This window comes from Qipengyuania sp. ASV99 (assembly GCF_047872805.1).
Classification (GTDB): Bacteria; Pseudomonadota; Alphaproteobacteria; order Sphingomonadales; family Sphingomonadaceae; genus Erythrobacter.
In genome coordinates this window covers 167,948-189,281 of sequence record NZ_JBLQUK010000004.1, presented here as the reverse complement: position 1 = coordinate 189,281, position 21,334 = coordinate 167,948, and the positions used below count along the sequence as shown (strand labels likewise).

The 21,334-nt window shown below is 61.2% G+C and carries 21 protein-coding genes; 9 read left to right on the top strand and 12 right to left on the bottom strand.

Translation table 11 applies throughout. The annotated features are described in order from the left end of the window. Position 1 precedes the first annotated feature (1 nt). Positions 2 to 1,546, bottom strand: coding sequence for an acyl-CoA ligase (AMP-forming), exosortase A system-associated (locus tag ACM64M_RS07450; RefSeq protein ID WP_416228042.1), 1,545 nt, complete (start codon positions 1,544 to 1,546; stop codon positions 2 to 4). 19 nt (positions 1,547 to 1,565) lie between these two features. On the opposite strand from ACM64M_RS07450, the gene ACM64M_RS07445 reads away from it, so the two are divergent. The 4 genes from ACM64M_RS07445 (at position 1,566) to ACM64M_RS07430 (ending at position 4,505) form a co-directional block, all read left to right on the top strand. Then, positions 1,566 to 2,597, top strand: a complete 1,032-nt coding sequence (locus ACM64M_RS07445) for a GNAT family N-acetyltransferase (RefSeq protein ID WP_416228041.1) — start codon at positions 1,566 to 1,568, stop codon at positions 2,595 to 2,597. Positions 2,598 to 2,665: 68 nt separating this feature from the next. Then, on the top strand, positions 2,666 to 3,013 hold the full coding sequence (locus ACM64M_RS07440; protein ID WP_416228040.1) for a phosphopantetheine-binding protein: 348 nt from the start codon (positions 2,666 to 2,668) through the stop codon (positions 3,011 to 3,013). A gap of 23 nt (positions 3,014 to 3,036) precedes the next feature. Next, positions 3,037 to 3,720 carry a hypothetical protein gene (locus ACM64M_RS07435; RefSeq protein ID WP_416228039.1) on the top strand — a complete coding sequence of 228 codons (684 nt, stop codon included), beginning with the start codon at positions 3,037 to 3,039 and terminating at the stop codon, positions 3,718 to 3,720. After that, positions 3,717 to 4,505 (top strand): hydrolase 1, exosortase A system-associated, encoded by a 789-nt coding sequence (locus ACM64M_RS07430; protein ID WP_416228038.1) that lies wholly within the window; start codon positions 3,717 to 3,719, stop codon positions 4,503 to 4,505. Before ACM64M_RS07435 ends, ACM64M_RS07430 begins: the two co-directional genes overlap by 4 nt. A 1-nt stretch (position 4,506) precedes the next feature. On the opposite strand, the gene ACM64M_RS07425 is transcribed toward ACM64M_RS07430, so the two are convergent. Genes ACM64M_RS07425 through ACM64M_RS07390 form a run of 8 tightly spaced genes read right to left on the bottom strand, consistent with a single transcriptional unit; the run spans position 4,507 to position 12,750 of the window. After that, entirely contained in the window at positions 4,507 to 5,715 is a 1,209-nt protein-coding gene (locus ACM64M_RS07425; RefSeq protein WP_416228037.1) for a class I SAM-dependent RNA methyltransferase, read from the bottom strand. Next, positions 5,715 to 7,106, bottom strand: coding sequence for an NAD(P)H-hydrate dehydratase (locus tag ACM64M_RS07420; RefSeq protein ID WP_416228036.1), 1,392 nt, complete (start codon positions 7,104 to 7,106; stop codon positions 5,715 to 5,717). The genes ACM64M_RS07425 and ACM64M_RS07420 overlap by 1 nt, the downstream gene beginning before the upstream one ends. Further along, on the bottom strand, positions 7,099 to 7,461 hold the full coding sequence (locus tag ACM64M_RS07415) for a hypothetical protein (protein ID WP_416228035.1): 363 nt from the start codon (positions 7,459 to 7,461) through the stop codon (positions 7,099 to 7,101). Before ACM64M_RS07415 ends, ACM64M_RS07420 begins: the two co-directional genes overlap by 8 nt. Further along, positions 7,442 to 9,157: a dihydroxy-acid dehydratase gene (ilvD, locus tag ACM64M_RS07410; protein WP_416228034.1), complete on the bottom strand. Its 1,716-nt coding sequence runs from the start codon at positions 9,155 to 9,157 to the stop codon at positions 7,442 to 7,444. The genes ACM64M_RS07415 and ilvD overlap by 20 nt, the downstream gene beginning before the upstream one ends. 41 nt (positions 9,158 to 9,198) lie before the next feature. Beyond that, positions 9,199 to 9,942 carry an N-formylglutamate amidohydrolase gene (locus ACM64M_RS07405; RefSeq protein ID WP_416228033.1) on the bottom strand — a complete coding sequence of 248 codons (744 nt, stop codon included), beginning with the start codon at positions 9,940 to 9,942 and terminating at the stop codon, positions 9,199 to 9,201. Then, positions 9,912 to 10,805, bottom strand: a complete 894-nt coding sequence (locus tag ACM64M_RS07400) for a 4-(cytidine 5'-diphospho)-2-C-methyl-D-erythritol kinase (protein ID WP_416228032.1) — start codon at positions 10,803 to 10,805, stop codon at positions 9,912 to 9,914. Before ACM64M_RS07400 ends, ACM64M_RS07405 begins: the two co-directional genes overlap by 31 nt. Positions 10,806 to 10,847: 42 nt before the next feature. Further along, complete coding sequence (locus ACM64M_RS07395) at positions 10,848 to 11,090, bottom strand: hypothetical protein (protein ID WP_416228031.1); 243 nt, start codon at positions 11,088 to 11,090, stop codon at positions 10,848 to 10,850. 13 nt (positions 11,091 to 11,103) lie between these two features. Next, on the bottom strand, positions 11,104 to 12,750 hold the full coding sequence (locus ACM64M_RS07390; protein ID WP_416228030.1) for a 4Fe-4S dicluster domain-containing protein: 1,647 nt from the start codon (positions 12,748 to 12,750) through the stop codon (positions 11,104 to 11,106). Between the two features lie 104 nt (positions 12,751 to 12,854). Between ACM64M_RS07390 and ACM64M_RS07385 the strand changes: the two genes are divergently transcribed. The 4 genes from ACM64M_RS07385 (at position 12,855) to ACM64M_RS07370 (ending at position 17,297) form a co-directional block, all read left to right on the top strand. Continuing rightward, positions 12,855 to 13,628: a hypothetical protein gene (locus tag ACM64M_RS07385; RefSeq protein ID WP_416228029.1), complete on the top strand. Its 774-nt coding sequence runs from the start codon at positions 12,855 to 12,857 to the stop codon at positions 13,626 to 13,628. Between the two features lie 2 nt (positions 13,629 to 13,630). After that, positions 13,631 to 15,394, top strand: a complete 1,764-nt coding sequence (locus tag ACM64M_RS07380) for a transglycosylase SLT domain-containing protein (RefSeq protein ID WP_416228028.1) — start codon at positions 13,631 to 13,633, stop codon at positions 15,392 to 15,394. A gap of 13 nt (positions 15,395 to 15,407) precedes the next feature. After that, positions 15,408 to 15,938 (top strand): molybdenum cofactor biosynthesis protein B, encoded by a 531-nt coding sequence (gene moaB / locus ACM64M_RS07375; RefSeq protein WP_416228027.1) that lies wholly within the window; start codon positions 15,408 to 15,410, stop codon positions 15,936 to 15,938. A 258-nt stretch (positions 15,939 to 16,196) separates the two neighbouring features. Then, positions 16,197 to 17,297: a PA0069 family radical SAM protein gene (locus ACM64M_RS07370; protein WP_416228026.1), complete on the top strand. Its 1,101-nt coding sequence runs from the start codon at positions 16,197 to 16,199 to the stop codon at positions 17,295 to 17,297. Positions 17,298 to 17,421: 124 nt separating this feature from the next. On the opposite strand, the gene ACM64M_RS07365 is transcribed toward ACM64M_RS07370, so the two are convergent. The 3 genes from ACM64M_RS07365 to ACM64M_RS07355 all read right to left on the bottom strand — a co-directional run bounded on the left by ACM64M_RS07365 (position 17,422) and on the right by ACM64M_RS07355 (position 19,981). Continuing rightward, on the bottom strand, positions 17,422 to 17,628 hold the full coding sequence (locus ACM64M_RS07365) for a hypothetical protein (RefSeq protein ID WP_416228025.1): 207 nt from the start codon (positions 17,626 to 17,628) through the stop codon (positions 17,422 to 17,424). Positions 17,629 to 17,830: 202 nt separating this feature from the next. Next, positions 17,831 to 18,265, bottom strand: a complete 435-nt coding sequence (locus tag ACM64M_RS07360) for a DUF1330 domain-containing protein (protein WP_416228024.1) — start codon at positions 18,263 to 18,265, stop codon at positions 17,831 to 17,833. 105 nt (positions 18,266 to 18,370) lie between these two features. Next, positions 18,371 to 19,981, bottom strand: coding sequence for a long-chain fatty acid--CoA ligase (locus ACM64M_RS07355; protein ID WP_416228023.1), 1,611 nt, complete (start codon positions 19,979 to 19,981; stop codon positions 18,371 to 18,373). A gap of 191 nt (positions 19,982 to 20,172) precedes the next feature. Here ACM64M_RS07355 and ACM64M_RS07350 point away from each other — a divergent pair, with 191 nt between their 5' ends. Continuing rightward, the gene (locus ACM64M_RS07350; protein WP_416228022.1) at positions 20,173 to 21,300 is read left to right on the top strand and encodes an OmpA family protein; all 1,128 of its coding nucleotides are present in this window, start codon (positions 20,173 to 20,175) and stop codon (positions 21,298 to 21,300) included. Positions 21,301 to 21,334: the final 34 nt, after the last annotated feature.

Sequence of the window (21,334 nt, the reverse complement as noted above, 5' to 3'; positions counted from 1 at the left end):
TTCATACTTGCACCTCCTTGGCGATTTCTTGGTGCAAGGCCGCGCGATCAATCTTGCCGTTCGGATTGAGCGGCATTGCGCTGCGCCAATGAATCGCCTGGGGCTGCATGAAATTGGGGAGTTCTTTGAGCAACATTTTGGAAAGCATGGCTTGTTTGGCCTCATCCTGATTTCCGCGCACGATCAGATGCACAGCTTGGCCTAGCCGTTCGTCCGGTATGCCCAATGCGACCGCTTCGGCGGCAATGCCGGTAGCCAGCGCCGCCTCTTCAATCTCTTGCGGGCTGATACGGTTGCCCGCGCTTTTGATCATCGCATCGCGCCTCCCAATAAAATAGAGCAGGCCATCGTGATCGCGCCGTACCCGGTCGCCTGACCACACCGCCGTGCCGCCATAGGTCGATCCTTTGGGGGCTGGTCTGAACCGTTCAGCCGTGCGCGCGAAATCTTGCCAGTATCCTTGCGCTACCAATGGGCCGCAATGGACCAACTCGCCCTCTTCCCCCGGCGCGGCAATGTTGCCAGTGTCGTCGATGACGAGAATTTCAGCAAAGGGGATCGCCGTTCCCATTGATGTCGGATGCTGATCGACCAGCGCCGGATCAAGAAAGGTCGAACGAAACGCCTCTGTCAGCCCATACATTGGGTAAAGGTCAGCCTTTGGAAAAGCCTTGCGCAGCCCGCCCACCAGTTCCGCCGTCAGCGCCCCGCCACTGTTGGTTAGACGCCGCAGCCCAGCGCTAGCCTCTGGCGGCCAATCAAGCTCAACCAGTTGCACCCACAGCGGCGGAACTGCGGCGAGCGTTGTAACGCGGTGCCTTGAACAAGCCTTTGTCACGTCCCGCGGGAACAGGAAATCGAGTGGCACTACGCAGCCGCCAGCGAACCAGGTCGAAAAAAGCTGATTCTGGCCGTAATCAAACGACAACGGCAACACCGCCAGCGTTACGTCATCGGCCTGCATCTTGAGATAATGCGCAACACTGACCGCACCCAGCCAGAGATTGGCATGGCTTAGCATTACACCCTTGGGCCGCCCGGTCGATCCGCTGGTGTAAAGGATCGCCGCCAATTCCGCCGGATCAATCCGCGATGGACCAATTGCACCATAGCGGTCTGCCTCTCGCAGCGCCTCACCTTCGCCATGCTCAGCGCAAGAGATTGGAAGATCACCAGGTTCGAGGCTGGCGAGCCGCGATTCCGTGCCGATCAGCAGCTTCGCCTCGCTATCGGCAATAATATGGGCCACCTGCGCGCGTTTGAGCAGCGGGTTTATTGGCACATACACCAACCCCGCCCGCGCCGCAGCGAGCGATAGCAGACAGGTCAACTCACCTTTCGCCGCCCAGCTTGCCACTCGCGCCCCTGGCTCTGGCAAGATGTCTGTCAGCCACATCGCCAGCTGCCCCACACGCAGTCTTAACTGATTGTGGTTAAGCGTAACGTCTCGAAGCACCAGCGCCGGACGTTCCCCATGCCCTGCCAGCACCGCGCGTTCAGCAAGGTGATCAATTGGCGAAGCAACGGAATCGGTCAAATCGGGCATGAATGGAGACAGTCTTTCAGTGATCGAAGCGCGATATCACGACAGGGTTAACGTCTTGCAAGACCTGTTTGCAACCGACGCCGCGACCCCCGCGCAAGACCGTTCGCCCTTTGACCGGGCCGAATGGTACGCGCTGCTGGCAGAAACTGGGCTGACACCGTTGATCGCAATCGCCAGCGATTCGTACGCCAGCGCTGCGCTTACTTTGACTCAGCAGGGCGGCCGAATCACTCCCCTTCGCAACTGGTACAGTTTCACCTGGCGGCAGATAGCTCCGGAGGGAGCAGGCGGCGATCGCTTGCTGATTGAAATTGCGCGGCAACTCAAATCGCGCGGGCACCGCATCACACTTGAACCCGTGCCCGACGAAGACCGATCTGCCACGCGGCTGGCCCAAAGCTTTGCCGAGGCTGGCTGGCGGGTCGAAGTGAGCGCCTGCGACGTCAACCATATCCTGCATGTCGGCAGGCGCAGTTTTGCGCAATATTGGGCGGAGCGTCCCGGACCCTTGCGAACCACATTGAAGCGCAAGGCCAAGAAGGTTGAGATCAAAGTGCTGACCCATTTTGATGACGCGCTGTGGGATCAATACGAACGCATCTACGCCTCAAGCTGGAAACCAAAAGAAGACCACCCGGCCATGCTGCGCCAGTTCGCAGCCGAAGAAGGCGCGGCAGGCAGGTTGCGATTTGGCATAGCGTGGCACAATGGAGAACCAGTCGCCGCGCAGTGCTGGACGGTCGAAAATGGCACCGCCTACATTCACAAGCTTGCCTATCTTGAATCGAGGCGAAACCTCTCCGCTGGAACAACGCTGTCGGCAGCCTTGTTCGAACATGTGATCGATATTGACCGCGTCGCATTGGTGGATTTCGGGTCCGGCGACCAATCGTATAAGGCCGACTGGATGAATTCTGCCCGCCCGCGCTACCGGATCGATTGCCTTGACCTTTCGCAGCCGCGCGCATGGATCGATCTGGCGCGCCAGACCGCTGCACGGCTGCGCGAAGCAGATGTGCCAGAGCTTGCACCCCTTCCCCCGCACCGGTAAAGGCGCCGGTCTTACCAAGTTGAAAGGCGCGCCAAGGCGTTGCGACCCAGACAGGGGATCGTTTTGAAATGAGCATTCAACCAGCAACAGGCGGCGATTCCGCCGATTGCACCGCCTCCTCGCAGGCCGATGCAGACGGCGGGCTGGCGAACAGTCACGCCGCGCTGGATCGCGCGCTTAAATCCATCATCGCTGATGTTTTGGGCATAGACGCCAATCAGGCCAATGAACTTTCATTGGAAAGCGGTCTGTTCGGCCATTTGCCCGAGCTTGATTCCATGGCTGTCGCAGGCTTGCTTACCGAAATGGAAGACCGCCTCGACATCGTCATCGAAGATGACGATGTCGATGGCGAAATGCTCGAAACCTATGGCGGCCTGCTGGCGTTTGCAGAATCTAAGCTCAGCGAAACCTGATCCGGCAAGGAAGGCGCAACCCCATGATCGCTAGCTGGTACGCGCCGCTTGCAGACGGAAAAATCAGCGAGGAATTGTTGCTCTCGATCGATCGCGGGCGCGCGCTGCGCGTGCTCATCCTCCCCGCATTATTCGATGAAGCCAACAAACTGCGCCGGTTCACAATACAGGTCATGCGCAAGCTCGATGCAGCAGGCGTGGACAGCTTCCTGCCCGACCTGCCCGGCTGCAATGAAAGCCTTGAGCCCCTGGCCAAACAAACGCTGACGGGTTGGCGAACAGCGGCGATTGCGGCCGCTGAGCAAATGGCAGCATCGCATGTTCTTGCGCTGCGGGCCGGGACGCTGATGGCACCGGAAGCGTTGCCTGGATGGCAATTTGCTCCGCAAACCGGACCGAAATTGCTACGCGCTATGCTGCGTGCCCGGACGATTGCCGCGCGCGAGGCGGGACAAGAAGAACGGGCCGACCAATTGCTGGATGCCGGGCGGCGCGAAGGGTTGACCCTTGCTGGATGGGAGATTGGGGCAGAATTGCTGCGCGATCTTGAAAACGCGCAGCCGCCGGCTGCCGATCATCACGCGATTGTTGCGCAATCGCAGCTTGGCGGCGCTGGATTGTGGCTACGTGCAGAACCGGGCGAGGACGACGCGCAATCAACGGCACTTGCTGATCTGATCGCCGGAACTCAGGCGACACTCGCATGAGCCGCCTGCACCTGCAATTCGGCTGCGGCAGCCTCAAACTTGCCGGAACACTGGACACCGCCCCGGGCACGGCCGGACTGCTGATTGTAAGCGGCGGCAATGAAATTCGCTCAGGTGCCTTTTCTGGCCAATCGCTGCTCGCCGCGCGCATAGCCCGCGCCGGATTTCCCGTCTTCCGATTTGACCGGCGCGGCATTGGCGAGAGCGAAGGCGAAAATCGCGGATTCCGATCCAGCGCTGGAGACATCCGCGCGGCCCGCGAGGCCTTTGGCGCAATGGCCCCGCAAGTCGAACGACTGTTCGCTTTGGGCAATTGCGATGCCGCATCAGCCTTGATGTTGAACGCCGGGGAAGGGTTTGACGGTCTGATTCTTTCGAACCCCTGGACGATTGACGGCGACGAACAGAGTGAAGGCGAAACTGTCCATGCCCCTGCGGCAATCCGTTCGCGCTACACCGAAAAGCTCAAAAACCCCCGCGAGATTGTGCGCCTGCTGCGCGGCGGAGTTGACCTTGGCAAGCTTGCCCGAGGGGTGATTGCATCGCTGCGTCCTGCCCCAGCGCCTTCGGGATTGGCGCAGGAAATGCGCGATGGGCTGGAGCGGTTCGACGGCAAGGTTCAGTTCCTGCTCGCGGACCAGGATCGCACCGCACAATTGTTCGAAAGCGTGTGGGATAGGCTCGACCCTCGCATCGCGCGCTGCCCGAATGCAGGGCATTCCTATGTGCTGCCAGAACATCAGGATTGGCTCACCGCGCAGGTGCTCGGCTGTTTGCGAAGCTAATCTATCGCGCGAATAGGCTCACCAGTTCGACATGGGTGGACCAGCGAAACTGTCCCACAGGGCGCAAATGGGTCAGCTTGAACCCCGCCTCTGTCAGCACTGCTCCATCGCGCGCCCAGCTTGACGGATTGCAGCTGACATAGACGACACGCCGAAGCTCGCTCGCGGCAATTTCGGCAATCTGCGCCCTTGCCCCGGCGCGCGGAGGGTCGAGCAGCACCGCATCAAAACGGTTCAATTCATTCGGTTGCAGGGGATTGCGGAACAGATCGCGGTGCAACGCATGAACCTTTCCGCCCGAATGCGCACCTGCAGCCTTGCACGCAAGATATGCCGCCTGATCGGCTTCGGCGGCCAGAACCCTGCGCCCATCAGGTCCGCTCGCAGCCAATGCAAAGGCAAAGGTGCCGAGGCCAGAAAACAGGTCCGCGACCGCTTGTGCCTCTTCCAGCCAGCCTATTGAATCGCGCAGCATCACTGACTCGGCGTCTTCGGTCGCTTGCAGAAATGCGCCCGCTGGCAGCGTAACCCGCCGACCGGAAAGCTTGATCGTCGCGGGTTCAGGCTCCCACAAGGTCTCTGCCCCGTATCCCTGATCGATGGTCATACGCGCCAGACCATGTTCCCGCGCAAAATCAAGCGCGGCCTCGGTCGCTGGCAGCCCTTCGAGTGGGAAATGGGTCAGCCCCAGATCAATCCCCTGATCGGCCAACGACATTGAAATATCGACATTTCCACGCGGTCCGTGTGCTGCCACAAAGGCGCGGAGCGGGGCGATCAGCTGCGCCAGTTCGGGGCGCAGGACCGCACATTCAGCAAGATCGACGATACGGTGCGCCCCTTCCTCGCGGAAGCCCAGAACCGCACCGCGCTGCGTTCGCAGGGCGTGCAGCACCGTGCGGCGGCGCGATTGCGGCGGGGATAGATGTTCATCCAGCACTTCGCCAATCGCAATTCCCTGACCAGCAGCGGCGTTGATGACCCGGCTGCGCACGAAAATGCGAAGCACTTCGTCATCGGCATGTTGCAGCTGGCACCCTCCACAAGCTTCAAAATGCCTGCAAGTGGGTTCAATATGATGGGCACCGCGCAGGATCTCACCGTCTTCCGCTATGCGATCGCCGGGAACGGTTCCGGCATAATGTTTGCCCTTTTCGGAAACCCCGTCGCCTTTGGCCGCGAGGCGAATTATCTCATCGGCAATGTCCATTACAGGCACCGCGCAAGCGCCGCAGGCACAGTATGCGCCAGTTCGAGCGGAGTGAAGGCCGCTCCGCATATGCGGGCCGCTTCGCCGTGCAGCCAGACCGCTTCGCAGGCAGCAGCAAAGGGATCGTTCCCACCGGCAAGGCGGCTCACTGCAATCCCGGCCAGAACATCGCCCGTGCCCGCAATGGAGAGCCAGCTAGGTGCGGGCGGTACGATTGCCACCCGCCCATCGGGCGCGGCAATCACGCTGTCTGCTCCTTTGGCGAGGACGACCATCTTGCTGATCCTAGCCAATGCGACCGCGCGGTCGCGGCGCGTTTCGGCGATCACAGAAAAACTGCGGCACAGGCTTTCCAATTCACCGTCATGCGGCGTGGCCAGCACCGGCAGATTATCCGGTAGCATGTCCGGGGTGAGCAACATCAGCGCATCGGCATCTAGCACGGTGGGCCGGTTCGCCGCCAATGCCTTTGCCAGGCGCGCCGCCGCATCGCTGCCCCGGCCGAGACCCGGTCCGATCAACAGGGCATTGATCCGCTCGTCTGCCAGCGCATCGCCAATCGGGGATTGGTCGATTACCAAACCAGGATCAGTCCCTACCGATGGTGCATCGCGCAGCAGCTTCACATATCCCGCCCCGCCGCGCATCGCCGCCTCTGATGCCAGCTCTCCCGCGCCGGGCAACGCGCCGCCAACAATCGCGGCAAGCCCGCGGCGATATTTGTGCGCGTCCAGCGCGGGCACATTAAGCAGGGGTTTGTGAACAAGCTGCGCGGCCCCCGTCACCGAACCAACGCCAATCGGCACCAGTTTCAATGTCCCCATCAAAGCCCGCCCCGGCAGCGACCAATGCGCGAATTTCCAAGCCCCCAGCGCCAAAGTCAGATCAAAACGCGGCAGTTTTTCATTGAGCAGCGCGCCCGTGTCGCTGGCAATCCCGGACGGCACATCGATCGCAATGACCAGTCGGTGTCGCGCGGCAAGATCGCGCAGCAGCAGAGCGTGTTCGGCGCTGAGCGGGCGCGAGAGCCCCGAACCAAACAGGCAATCAACCAGCACATCGCCCTTGACCCCGCGTCCAGATGTTTGCACTGGCGCGCCCCACAAAGCGCAGGCCTGCTGCGCTGCATCGGTTGCCGGAAAAACAGGCGCGACCACCTGCACATTATTGCCGGCCTTGCGTAAAATGTGAGCAATCACATAACCGTCGCCGCCATTGTTCCCCGGTCCGCACAGCACCGTGACAGGCCTGCCCGCGGCCACCCTTCGGATCCACTCTGCCGCCCCAACCGCAGCAGTTTGCATCAATTCAAAGACATTGGTTCCGGCATCGAACAAAGCCTGTTCGGCGCTGCGCATTTGCGCTGCAGTCAAGATCTGGCAATCACTCATCAGGAACATTGGCAATCAAGTCCGCCCTGATACGATAACGATCAACGCCAAGGCTGAATTCGAGCGTTCCTTTTGCCTCATTCAGCGTTTCATTGACCACCGGCTGCGCCCCATCGGCCACCGCGATACGCGCTGCCGGATCACTGCCGATCCGAAAGCGGCGGAAACCCCCATCGGGATGGTGGATTACGAACAGCTCTGCCGAAACGCGCTCCAGCGTGCAGACCTCGGCATATTCCGAACCCGGCCCAATCGCGCAGTCCACCGCTGCGCCCTCGGGCGCTGGCGATTCGCCGCTGCCGCAAGCGGTCAGCGCGCAGGTGATGGCCGCAAAGCTAGATATCCGCGAAGACATGCGTTTCCGCTTTCGCACCCGGATGGGTCAAAGCGCCATGCTTTGCCGACCCGACCGTCTGGGAATAGCGCCACAAAGCGCCCGATTGATAGTCATTGGTGCGCGGGGTCCATGCCTGCTTGCGCTGGGCCAGCACATCATCTGCGACATCGAGCTCGATTGTCCCTGCGCTGGCGTCGATATGGATCATGTCGCCATCTTCAACCAAGGCGATCGGTCCGCCATCCGCTGCTTCTGGGCCAACATGGCCGATGCAGAAACCCCGCGTTGCACCGGAGAACCGCCCGTCGGTGATCAGGGCGACTTTCTCGCCCATGCCCTGTCCATAGAGCGCGGCGGTGGTGGAGAGCATTTCGCGCATTCCGGGGCCGCCCTTGGGCCCTTCGTAACGGATCACGATCACGCAGCCATCAGCAATGTCGCGCTGCTCGACCGCGGCAAAGGCGTCTTCCTCACAGTCAAACACCCGCGCTGGGCCGGAAAATTGCAACCGCGCCATACCCGCAACCTTGACGATCGCACCTTCGGGGGCAAGCGAGCCTTTCAGGCCCACGACACCGCCTGTGGGAGTGATCGGGCTCTTCACGTCGTAAAACACCTTTTGATCGGGGTTCCAGGTGATCTCTTCGATATTCTCGCCAAGCGTCTTGCCCGTCACTGTGATCGGTTCGGGATCAAGGAAGCCGCCATCGAGCAGCGTCTTCATCGCCATATAGACTCCGCCTGCGTCATGCATGTCCTTGGCAACATACTTACCGCCGGGCTTGAGGTCTGCGATGTAAGGTGTTGATTTGAATATCTCGGCTACGTCAAACAGATCGAAATCGATCCCGCATTCACTCGCCATCGCGGGCAGATGCAGCGCAGCATTGGTCGAACCGCCGGTTGCGGCCACCACGCGCGCGGCGTTTTCAAATGCGGCGCGGGTGCAGATGTCGCGCGGGCGCAGGTTGTTTTGCAAAAGCACCATAACCTGCGCGCCCGCCGCACGCGCAATTTCTTCACGCGATGTGTAAGGAGCAGGTGCCATATTACTGTTTGGTAAAGATAATCCGATTGCCTCACCCACACATGCCATGGTGTTAGCGGTGAACTGCCCGCCGCATGCGCCGTGACCTGGGCAGGCGACCTTCTCGAGCGCGATCAATTCGGCAAGCGGGCAATTTCCGGCGGCGTGTTGACCCACTGCCTCGAAAACATCAACGACCGTCACGTCCTTTCCGTGATGCGTCCCTGGCAGGATCGAACCGCCGTAGACAAAGATCGACGGCACATTCAGCCGCAGCATCGCCATCATCATGCCCGGCAGGCTCTTGTCGCAGCCCGCAAAGCCAACCAGCGCGTCATAACAATGCCCGCGGACCGATAGCTCAACCGAATCCGCGATCACCTCGCGGCTGACGAGCGAGCTTTTCATGCCCTGATGCCCCATCGCGATGCCATCGGTGACGGTGATGGTGTTGAAACGGCGCGGAGTCCCGCCCCCGGCGATTACCCCTTCACGGCAGATGTCGGCCTGCGCGTTCAAAGTGGTGTTGCAGGGCGCGGAATCGTTACCGGCGCTGACCACGCCCACGAAAGGCGCGGCGATTTCCTCCTCGGTCATCCCCATTGCGTAATAATAGGAACGGTGCGGCGCGCGCTCCGGCCCGACCGAGACGTGGCGACTTGGCAATCTGGACTTGTCGAACGACATTTTGTTTCCCGTAGCTTGGATTTCGCGAAACGGCACTGCCTTCACTCGAGCGCGAGCGCAACCCTTCCGGCGACATCGGCGATCAATGCCGCCCAGCGCGACTGATCGGCGCGGGTCGAAATCAGGTCCTGCCGCACTTCGATTGCGCAATAGGGCCGCCCATGCGCTTCGGCGTGGCGGTTCATCGTCGCATTGAGTTCGCGCCCCGAATAGGGTTCGTTATCGCCGACATTGAGTCCTTGCTCGGCAAACAGTCGGATCGCATGGCGCGCGGAGCGGTCATCCTGATTATAGAGCAAGGCGACTTGCCACGGGCGCTCCTGATCGCTCGATTGAAGCTGTGGGGTGAAACTGTGGAGCGAGATGATCAGTTTCGGCTGATGCGCTTCGAGCCATTGCTCCAGCGCTTGGTGATAGGGCCGATGAAACCGGTCTAGCCGCATTTCGATGTCGGCACCGATATTGCCGGGGATCAGGTGACCATCGCTGCTGCTGGGAACGACGCCTGCGTGATCCTCCTCGCGGTGGAGATCGACCACCAATCTGCTAACCCGCGCCAGATGCGCCGGGATGCCATGGCGATGCGCCATGCGAGTGGCGATCCCGTCCACCCCGATATCGACGGCGATGTGCTGATCCAGCAATTCCGGTGCGATGCCGAGTTGGATGTCGCCGGGCACGTGATTGCTGGCATGATCGGCAACGCAGACGATACCTCCGGGGGTGAACGCACCAATCTGGTGAAAGGGAGCGGTCACCGCAGTCGCCCCGCCATTGTCCACCATTCGCGCGGCATTGTATCAGCCGCCGCATCGCGGGCTTCGGGGGTGTCATAGAGCGCAAAACAGGTCGCGCCTGATCCGGACATCCGGGCAAGCCATGGAGCGGTGGCCTGCAACGCCGCGAGCACATCGGCGATCACCGGGCACAGCGATATGGCGGGGGCTTCTAGGTCATTGCGCCCTTCCCGCGCGATCCAACTGGCAGGGCCTTTGGGAAGCGGCCCGCGATCTTGCATGTCCCACGCCGCGAACACCGGGCCCGTCGAAAGCGGCACGCGCGGGTTGACCAGCAGGACGGGGGTGCCGGCAAGGTCGTCCTCGACGCTCTCCTGCTCGGTGCCGGTGCCAAGGCCGATATGGGTGCGGCTAAGGACGCAGGCGGGCACATCCGCGCCAAGCTTGGCCGCCCGCGCCTGCCAGTCATCGGGCAGACCGTGCAGCGCCTCGATAATCCGAAACACCGCCCCCGCATCCGCCGACCCGCCGCCAAGGCCCGCCGCGACGGGAAGGTTCTTCTCCAGCGTCACCGCCAGCCCTTTCGGGCACGGGAGGGCGTTCAGGGCCTTGGCCACCAGATTGTCGAACACACTCCCTTCCCCTTGGGGAAGGGCCGGGGATGGGGGTTCCGCCGTCGATGGGGCAGAGCCCCCACCCCCAACCCCTCCCCCAAGGGAGGGGAGTCCGGTGGCGAGCAAACCCGAGAACTCGCCCACCACATGCAGGCTGTCCTGCGTGGCGGGCTTCGCCGTCAACTCATCGCCCGCATCGACGAAAGCGAACAGGGTCTCAAGCTCGTGATACCCGTCCTCCAGCCGCCTGCGGACATGCAGCGCGAGGTTGATCTTGGCGTAGGCGGTTTCGATCATCTGAACTAGAACTCTTGGCTCGAAGCGCGCAAACGCCGAAGACTAGAACTTGCGCTTGAACCTGACTCTCTTCGACCCTTCAACAAGGAACGTCTCATAGGGAGTGCCCTTCATTGCTGAACGGACTGGACCTGTGCCGTCAACGACATTTGCCCAGTATTGAGGTCGAGCGGCGCTTGCGGGAAGCTTGCTACCGATGATCGCCTCAATCTTGTGGAAAGGCAGTTCAAATTCCGAAAGCCTCTGTTCTCGGCAATATGCAGCCAAAGCTTCGAACTTAGCCATCCAACTGCTCCCCTCACATATTCGGATAATTCGGCCCGCCGCCGCCTTCCGGCGTCACCCAGTTGATGTTCTGGTTGGGGTCTTTGATGTCGCAGGTCTTGCAGTGGACGCAGTTTTGCGAATTGATCTGGAAGCGCGGCTCCTTACCCTCTTCCTCGATCCACTCATAGACGCCCGCCGGGCAATAGCGCGCGGAGGGGCCGCCGAACACGTCGTACTCGCTCGCCTTTTGCAATTCGGCATCGCCCAGTTGCAGGTGACACGGCTGATCCTCGGCATGATTGGTGAAGCTGTAGGCGACATTGGTCAGCCGGTCGAAGCTGATCACGCCGTCCGCCTTGGGATAGTCAATCTTGGGATACAGATCCGCGCGGCCGGTCATGGTGTAGTCGGCATGGTGCTTCATGCTGATCGGCAGGCCGATTTTGAGCGTCCGCATCCACATATCGACCCCGGCAATCGCCGCGCCAATATCCTCGCCAAACTTCGCAACAGCAGGTTCGGCGTTCTGAACCAGTTTCAGCTCATCCGCGATCCAGCTGGATCGCACGGCGGGCTCATACCCTTGCAGTTCGGGCTGGCCATCGTGGCCGTCAATTTCAGCAGCAATCGCCTCTGCGCAGAGCATCCCGCTCTTCATCGCCGTGTGGCTGCCCTTGATCCGGGGAACGTTGACGAAGCCCGCCGCGCAGCCGATCAGCGCGCCGCCCGGGAACGCCAGCTTGGGCACCGACTGCCAGCCGCCTTCGTTGATGACGCGCGCGCCGTATGCAACACGGGTTCCGCCTTCGAGATAGGCGCGGATCTCCGGATGCTGTTTCCAGCGCTGGAATTCCTGATAGGGCGAAACCCAGGGGTTCTTGTAATCGAGCGCCGTGACAAAACCGATCGCGACCTGATTGTTCGCCTGATGGTAAAAGAACCCGCCGCCCCAGGTGCCGCTCTCGCTCAATGGCCAGCCCTGCGTGTGGATTACGCGGCCCGGCTTGTGCTTCGCCGGATCAATATCCCACAATTCCTTGATGCCGAGGCCGTAGACCTGCGGCTGACAATTCGCCTCAAGGTCAAAACGCTTCTTCAACTGTTTGGTCAGCGAGCCGCGCGCGCCCTCGGCAAACAGGGTGTATTTCGCCTCGATCTCCATGCCCGGCTGAAAATCACCTTTTTGCGAACCATCGGCGGCGATGCCCATGTCCTGCGTGATGACGCCGCGCACCCTGCCGTCTTCGCCGAACATCACTTCGTTGGCGGGGAAGCCGGGGAACACCATCACACCCAGCGCTTCGGCCTGTTCGGCAAGCCAGCGGGTGAGATTGCCGAGCGATCCGGTGTAACAGCCGTGGTTGCTCATAAGTGGCGGCATGATGAGATGCGGGAGCGAAGTCTTGCCGGATTTGGACAGCACCCAGTGCCAGTTATCCGTCACCGGGGTTTCCGCCATCGGGCAATCCATGTCGCGCCAGTCGGGGAACAGCTCTCTCAGCGCCTTGGGATCGACCACCGCGCCCGAAAGAATATGCGCACCGATTTCGGAGCCTTTTTCGAGGACAACGACCTCAAGCTCTTCATTGATCTGTTTCAGCCGGATCGCCGCCGACAGGCCCGCCGGCCCGCCGCCTACAATCACGACATCACATTCCATCGATTCCCGTTCGGACATGCGCTTTTCTCATCCTTGGTATCTGCGGCGAAATTGTTCGCTCATTCGTCTCTGCTTGCACTTGCTAACTGGGGTGGGGACAGTCAAGACTTGCTTGGATCAGCATGAACGCCCCGACAACCCCTCTTGCCGCTGAATTGGCCGCTTTGCTGCAATGGTGGCAGACGGCTGGCGTGGATGCGGACTTTGCCGATGCCGCTACGGATTGGCTCCGCGAACCAGAGAGCGCGGATGCACCGCCGCTGGACACGGGCCGTGGTCCGCCCCCTTCTTCCGCTCCGCAAACAAAGCCGGATGGAGGGCAAGGTATTGCTGTAACGCGCACCAATCTGCTTGGTGATTCGCCGCCGCCTGACCTTGCCTCGTTCCAGCAATGGTGGCTATCGGCTCCCGAACTCGATGCCGCCAACCCTGCCGTGAGGGTTCCGCCGCGCGGGCCAGCGGGTGCCCGGTTGATGGTTCTGGTTATCGAGCCAGAACAAGGCGACACGCAGCGGTTGCTCGGCGGTCCGCAGGGTCGATTGCTGGCGCGCATGCTTGCGGCGATGGGCTTGGCGCAAGACGAGACATATATCGCCTCCGCGCTGCCCCGGCATATGCCCATGGCCGACACGCTTGCTCTGGCGGCGAGCGGAATGGATAATGTCACTCTGCACCACATAGGACTCGCTTCACCGCAAAAGCTGCTGGTGCTGGGCGGGGGCGTCTTGCCTCTGATCGGGCAAGATGTATCAGACCCCGATACGTATTTACGCGAAATCAACCAGAAATCGCCAAGGGTACCTTTATTGGTGAGCGAAGGATTGGAAAGCCTGATGGCTATGCCCCGGCTCAAAGCCCGATTCTGGCGGAGATGGATCGAATGGTCAGCCGAGTAGCTATGTTGAAATGCGCACGTCCGGTTCTCGCCGGGTTTGGACTGATTTCCTCCTTCGTTCTGGCTCCAGCCGTCATCGCCCAAACCGGCAGCATGGTCGCGCATTATGATCGCGGTGCTGCCACAGAAACGCCGGTCCCCCGCATCCTCTCCGGGGATGAACGCGAGCATTACCGCGATCTGTTCGCCGCGATTGACGCCGAACAATGGGCGCAGGTGAACGCCTTGCTCGACCGCCGCAGCGACGGCTTGCTGAACCAGATCGCCCGCGCCGAATATTACACCCATGCAAGCAGCCCTCAAGTCTCCGCCGAACAAGTGTCGAACTGGCTCGCCGCCGGGGTCGAACTGCCGCAGACCGAACAGCTTGGCCGCCTTGGCGAGCGGCGCGGGCTTGAACAGCAACCCGTCTTGCCGCCGGCGCAAGCGTTCAGCCGCCAACCCGCCGCCTCCAAACGCATCCTGCCGCGCCCGGTGGACGATGGCACGATCTCTTCGGACACCAAGGCCGGTATACTCGAAGCCATCCGCAATGATGATCCCGCCGGCGCCCATGCGCTGCTAACACAGGCCGAACCTCAGCTCAGCCCCGCTACGCTCGCCGAATGGCGTCAGCGGGTGGCGTGGAGCTACTACATCGAGAACGACGATCAAAATGCCCTCGCGCTCGCTGAAACCGTCTCGCAGGGTTCAGGCGATTGGGTCGCAGAGGGCGAATGGGTCGCCGGGCTGGCCGCGTGGCGGCTTGGGTATTGCTCGCTCGCCGGAGAGGCGTTTGTTCGATCTGCCAGCCGGTCCGCCAATGTCGAACTGACCGCTGCGGCACATTACTGGGCGCATCGTTCGCTGGTCCGGTGCCGGGAGCCGGTGGCTGCGCAAGACCATCTGACCGCTGCCGCCCGCTATGATGAAACGCTTTATGGCATGCTGGCGATGGACCAGTTGGGCATTGATCTGCCTGCCGCCGCTGCGCCTCAGCCTTTCACTCTGGACGACTGGAACGCACTCAGCGATCGCAGCAATGTCCGTGTCGCCGCCGCGCTGGTCGAAATCGGCCGCCCAGCGCTCGCCGATGAAGTGCTCCGCCACGAAGCCCGCATCGGCCGCGCCCGCGATTATCCCGCACTCGCCCGGCTGGCGCGCGAACTTGGCCTGCCATCGACCCAGCTGTTCATGGCGCATTACGCGCCCTACGGCATGCAAAGCGACAGCGCTTTGCGTTTTCCCACCGCGCGCTGGCAGCCCACCAATGGCTGGAGCGTCGATCCTGCTTTGGCCTTTGCCCATGCCTTGCAGGAATCCAATTTCCGCACCGCCGCGATCAGCCCGGCGGATGCGCGCGGATTGATGCAGATCACTCCTATCACCGTCCGCCAGCACGCCCCGCGCCTCAATATGAGCGCCTCCTATGTCAATCTCGACGACCCTGAGGTCAATCTTGCCTTTGGTCAGCGCAATCTCGAAATGCTGCGCGACAGTCCCGCGACGCAGGGCCTGCTGCCCAAGATCATGGCCGCCTATAACGCCGGCCTGACCCCGATCAGCCGCTGGAATTCAGAGATCAACGACCAGGGCGACCCGCTGCTCTGGATGGAATCGATCCCCTATTGGGAAACGCGCGGCTATGTTGCCATCGTGATGCGCAATTACTGGATGTACGAACGCGCCGCCGGGTCCCCCTCGCCCAGCCGCCGCGCCTTGGCGCAAGGACGCTGGCCAGAGTTTCCGCAAGTGGCTACGGCAAGGACCGCATCCCTCAGCCAATAGCGGAGCCACCCAGATGGCGATTGACCAGACCCGGACTTTCACCCCGATCAACATCGCGGTGTTGACCGTGTCCGACACCCGCACCCCGGACAATGACACTTCGGGCGATATCCTTGCCGCTCGCATCGTCGCGGCGGGGCATCATCTGGCGGCGCGCACCATCGTGACCGATGACGCCGCCCTGCTCGCCGCGCAATATGACGCATGGATCGACGATCCCCGCATCGACGCCGTGGTCAGCACCGGCGGCACCGGGCTGACCGGCCGCGACGTGACGCCCGAGGCGCTGTCCCGGATCGCAGGCGCGCGCGACATCCCCGGCTTTGGCGAATTGTTCCGCTGGCTCTCCTTTCAGACCATCGGCACCAGCACGGTGCAATCGCGCGCCTGCGCCGTGGTGGCGCGCGGGACCTATATCTTTGCCCTGCCCGGATCGAACGGTGCGGTGAAGGATGGCTGGGACGGTATCCTCGCCGAACAGCTCGACAGCCGCAACCGGCCCTGCAATTTCGTTGAGCTGATGCCGAGATTGAAAGAGCGTTGATCTGCTTGACACATTGGACAGTGTGTCAACCGGGTATTTTGCGATATTATTGCATTGATTCAATAGATTGACGCCACTTACCGCGCTTGACACTTTTCCAACAATTTCTACTTTTCCGCATCCGATCCGGTCCCGCTCGGGCAAATCGGATCCTTGCGCAGAACCGGACCTGTAGGAAAGCGCAAATATACGGCGGCTCTGCAATCTTGCCGTTTTTGGGCTTTCGTGCAGGACTATTGTTCTATATATGTTCCGATAATGCGAACCGCCGATCACCCCGATTTTGAACCCGGCAGAGGCGCCGCATCGGCGCAGGTTTCAACCCGTTTCGGATTGGCCGAGAGGGAAACGGATGGCGACTGGCGCGATTATATGCAGGCGCTGGCCTTTGGCGAAGACGGACCGCCGGTAAAGCTGCGCACCAGTGTGACTGAGGAAAACCCCAAGACCATCCTGACCTTCAACGAATCGCCCGATATACCGTTCGACCGATCAATCAACGCCTATCGGGGGTGCGAACATGGCTGCGTCTATTGCTATGCGCGGCCCTCCCATGCCTATCACGATCTGTCGCCGGGACTGGATTTTGAAACGCGGCTGTTTGCCAAACCCAATGCGGCGGAATTGCTGCGCACAACGCTGAACAAGCGGGGATACAAGCCAAAGCCGATTGCAATGGGCACCAACACCGATCCCTATCAACCGATCGAACGCGAATATCGCATCACAAGACAATTGCTCGAAGTGTGTCTGGAGGCGCGCCATCCGGTGACGATCACGACCAAATCGGACCGCATCCTGCGCGACGCCGACTTGCTGGAGGCGATGGCGCGGGAGAAGCTGGTGGCGGTGGCGATTTCGGTGACCACGCTTGATCCGGTGCTGTCGGGAAAGCTTGAGCCGCGCTGCCCCGCGCCCGCCAAACGGATCGCCGCGCTCGGCAGGTTGGTCGAGATCGGCGTGCCAGTGCATTGCTCTGTGGCACCGATCATCCCGGCGATCACCGATGAATATCTCGAAGCCATCATCGCCGCCGCCGCGGCGCTGGGCGTGAAGAGCGCGGGCTGGATTCCGCTGCGCCTGCCGCACGAGGTCGCCCCGCTGTTCCGCGAATGGCTCGATGTCCACTATCCCGACCGCGCGGGTAAGGTGATGAGCATCGTGCGTTCAATCCGAAACGGACGCGACAATGATCCCGACTTCTTCACCCGCATGAAACCCAGCGGCGTATGGGCCGACCTACTACGCAACCGCTTTCGTATCGCCTGCAAGAGAGCGGGGATCGGGCGCAGCCGGTTCGAACTGGATTGTTCGCGGTTTTGCCCGCCGGAGACAGGTGGGCAATTGCGGTTGATTTAGCCCTCAAGCATCCCCCAGCCCTTTACCGTCACCCCAGCGCAGGCTGGGGTCCAGAGTCGCCTAGCACCCCACTTTGCCGCCCTAGATCCCAGCTTCCGCTGGGATGACGAGAATAATCTAGCGGCTAGTAGCGATACAAAATCCGCAGCTCTAGATCTTCAATTTCACGCTCGTTATCACGAATTTCTGACCGCAAGTCTTCGATTTGATAATCCAATTCAGCCCGAACGTCGGAAGCTTCACTCTCTGAAAACTCCTTCATCTTTGAAAGAGAGGTGTCCAGTGATGTTGAAAGAAGCGCTAGCCCAGCGAGCACAATTACGCCTCTCATTGATCTTCCGTCCTCTTCTTCGGACCAGCAAGCGCGGCTAGGCAAAAAATTACCGCCCAAACAAATATCATTGTTGGAAACTCATCTCGGCCAGGTCGCTCCCACGAAACGGCCACCGCAAAAAGCAAAAGCAGCGATGCCAATCCGCACACTATTCTTTGATATTTTGTGAAGCTCCAATCCGTCATCTTTTGATCTCCCATCACCCAAACCCCCCGCCAACCTCACCCGGCGCAAACCGCATCAGGCGGCTATCCACCAGCGCCGCCGTGCGGTTGACCACGGCCTTCTGGTAATCCGCATCCTTGATCATCTCGAAAAATGCGCCCGCATTGGGATATTGCGCGACAAAGCCGTCGTGCCAGTCCTTGTCCCCCGGCCCCGTCACCATCGTCTGAAACGCGCCCCGCCAGACCACGCTGCCGCCGACGCGCGTGAAGATCGGACCGCTCGTCTTGCCATATTCCTGATAGGCGCGCCGCCCGGTCCAGCCGTTGCCGTGATGTTCGTGCCCCTCGGGATATTCGGCAAGGTCGCGGTAGCGCAGCAGGTTGAGCATGTGGATCGGTTCGTCGCGCGGCAAATCCTTGAACGCGGCGAAATTTTCCGGCGATGGGTCGATGTAGAATTCGGTCATTTCCAATTCCAATCTGTGATTCCCCGCGAAGGCGGGGATCTGGCAAGGAAGGGCGCAAGAAGAGAGAGGTCCCCGCCTGCGCGGGGACTCGCCTCAAAGAAAACTCTACCCCTCCAACTTGTAATCCGAAAACCGCTCGCGCAGGTCCTTCTTTGAAATCTTGCCGGTCGCCGTATGCGGAATGTCGTCGACGAATTCGACCGCATCGGGCAGCCACCACTTGGCGATGAGCGGCTTCAGATGTTCGATGATCTCACCGCCGGTCACTTCGGCGCCGTCTTTCTTCACCACGAACAGCACCGGGCGTTCATCCCATTTGGGGTGATACATCCCGACGCAGGCGGCTTCGGCCACGGCGTGGTGGCCGACGGCGGCATTCTCCAATTCGACCGAGCTGATCCATTCGCCGCCCGATTTGATCACGTCCTTGGTCCGGTCGGTCAGTTGCAATGTGCCGTCGGGGTGGAGGATGCCGACATCGCCCGTGTCGAACCAGCCTTCGTTGCCCGCCGCATCCTGTTCCGCCTTGAAATAGCGGCGGATGATCCACGGCCCGCGAATTTGCAGTGCGCCGCTGGTCACGCCGTCGCGCGGCAGCGGGGTCGCCATATCGTCAAGGTCCACGGTGCGCAGTTCGACGCCGAATGTGGGGCGGCCCTGCATCGCGCATTTTTCGACCTTTTCATCCAGGCTGAGCGTGTCCCAGTCCCAGGTCGGTCCGCCAACGGTGCCGATGGGGCTGGTTTCGGTCATTCCCCAGGCATGCTGCACCCGCGTGCCGTTTTCGAGCAGACGTCGGATCATGAATTTGGGCGCGGCGGACCCGCCAATGGTTGCAGCCTTCAAGGGCGGCAGATCCAGCCCGTGCTTGTCGCAATATTGGAAATGCGCCAGCCACACGGTCGGCACGCCTGCGCTGTCGGTCACCCCTTCGCGGATCATCAGTTCATGCAGCACCGCCGGATCGTTGACTGCGGAGAACACGAATTTGATCCCCGCCATCGCGCCGGCATAGGGCAGGCCCCAACTTGCCGCATGGAACATCGGCACCACGGGGAGCATGACCGAGGCGCTGGAGAAATTGAAAGCGGCAGGTTGCAGCCCGGCAAGCGCGTGCATGACGGTCGATCGGTGTTCGTATTGCACGCCCTTGGGATTGCCGGTCGTGCCGCTGGTGTAACAGATCATGCAAGGGTCACGCTCATCCCCAGCGACCCATTCGAACGCGCCGTCCTCGGCAGCGATCCAATCCTCGAACGCGGGGGCATGTTCGCCCGAATCATAGCAGATGTAATGTTCTACCGTGGTCCAGCGGGAACGCATCGCGTCAACAATCGGCTGAAACGCGGCATCATAGAGCAGCACGCGGTCTTCGGCGTGGCCCACGATATATTCGAGCTGATCGTCAAACAGGCGCGGGTTGACGGTGTGCAGCACCGCGCCCATCCCCGCGACCCCGTACCAGCTCACCAGATGGCGCGAATGGTTCATGGCAAGGCTGGCGACGCGCTCCCCCGGCTTGATCCCCAGTTTTTGCAGCGCCTGCGCCATTTTCAGCGCATCGGCGCGAATCCCGGCCCAGTTGGTGCGCGTTTCGCTGCCATCGGCCCAGCGCGTCACAATTTCGCGGTCGCCCGCTTCTCTGGCGGCGTGATCGATCACATGCGTGATCCGCATCGACCAGTCCTGCATCGCGCCAAGGGCCTGTGTCAGCATGGTGTCCTGTTCTCCCGTTTGCTGCCCGCTTGGGGGCATACTTACCGGGATCATGGCGCGGCAAAGCGGGCTTGGCAATCGGCCAAACGCCAAGATGGTTTGATGCGTTGCGATTGCGGAGATCGTGTCACGGACTTGCCACCATAGGTTTCTATCCGATGGCTGTGTGACCAGTTCTTAAGAGGGCCCATATGAAAAAAGCTGCAATTTTGGTTGCGGGAACAGCCGCAATCCTGACCGCCCCTGCGCATGCGCGTGATGGGCAACTTTACATTGGTGTCGAAGGCGGCGTCAGCCTTGAAGACCAGGTCGATATCGATCTCGCCAACACCGATCCCCAAACCAACGCAGCCTTTGCCGACACCAACACCGGCATCGATGCAGACGTGGTGGTGGGCTATGACTTCGGAGCGTTCCGCCTCGAAGCTGAGGGCGGTTACAAGCGTAACGGCTATGACAGCCTGACCGTTGTCAATCCCGCTCTCGTACCTGGCGCGGGAGCTGTGCCCGGAACGGTGGTGGACAATGACGAAGACCTGTCGATCCTGAGCGGCATGATCAACGGCCTGCTCGAATTCGGTAGCGACAACGGCTTGCAGGTTTACGCAGGCGGCGGCGCAGGGTTTGCTAATCTTGATATTCCGGTCACCGTTTCTGGGACCGGAACCGTGATTGACGACAGCACCACCGACTTTGCCTATCAGGCGATCGCGGGGCTGCGCTTCGCGGTCAGTGATCGCATCGATCTGGGACTGAAATATCGGTATTTCGTAATCGACGAATTTGAACTTGAAACCACGGGCGGGGCTCCGATCGAAGTCGATTATCAATCGCATTCGGTGCTGGCGAGTATCCTCTACAATTTCGGCAGCAGGGCTGCTCCGCCGCCTCCGCCGGCGCCAACAGCGCCGCCACCACCACCACCGCCGCCGCCGCCGCCTGCGCCGCGGCCTGCCCCGGCTTCGCCGTGCAACACCGGCCCCTTCATCGTGTTCTTCGATTTTGATCAATCAGCCATCACCGCTGATGCTGCGTCGATCCTCGACAATGCGATCACGGCCTATGCCAATTGCGGCAACGCAAGGGTCATGCTTGCCGGTCACACCGACCGTTCGGGCAGCGTTACTTACAACATGGGTCTGGCCGAACGGCGCAACGCCAGCGTTCAGAGCTATATGACCGGACGCGGCGTGCCTGCATCGCGGATCATGGGCGAAGCATTTGGCGAGGCGCAGCCGCGCGTGCCTACCGCCGATGGCGTGCGCGAACTCCAGAACCGCCGGGTCGAAGTGACATACGGTCCCGGATCGGGCATGTAAGCCTGCATCCGGCAAGAAACATAAAAGGGGCCGG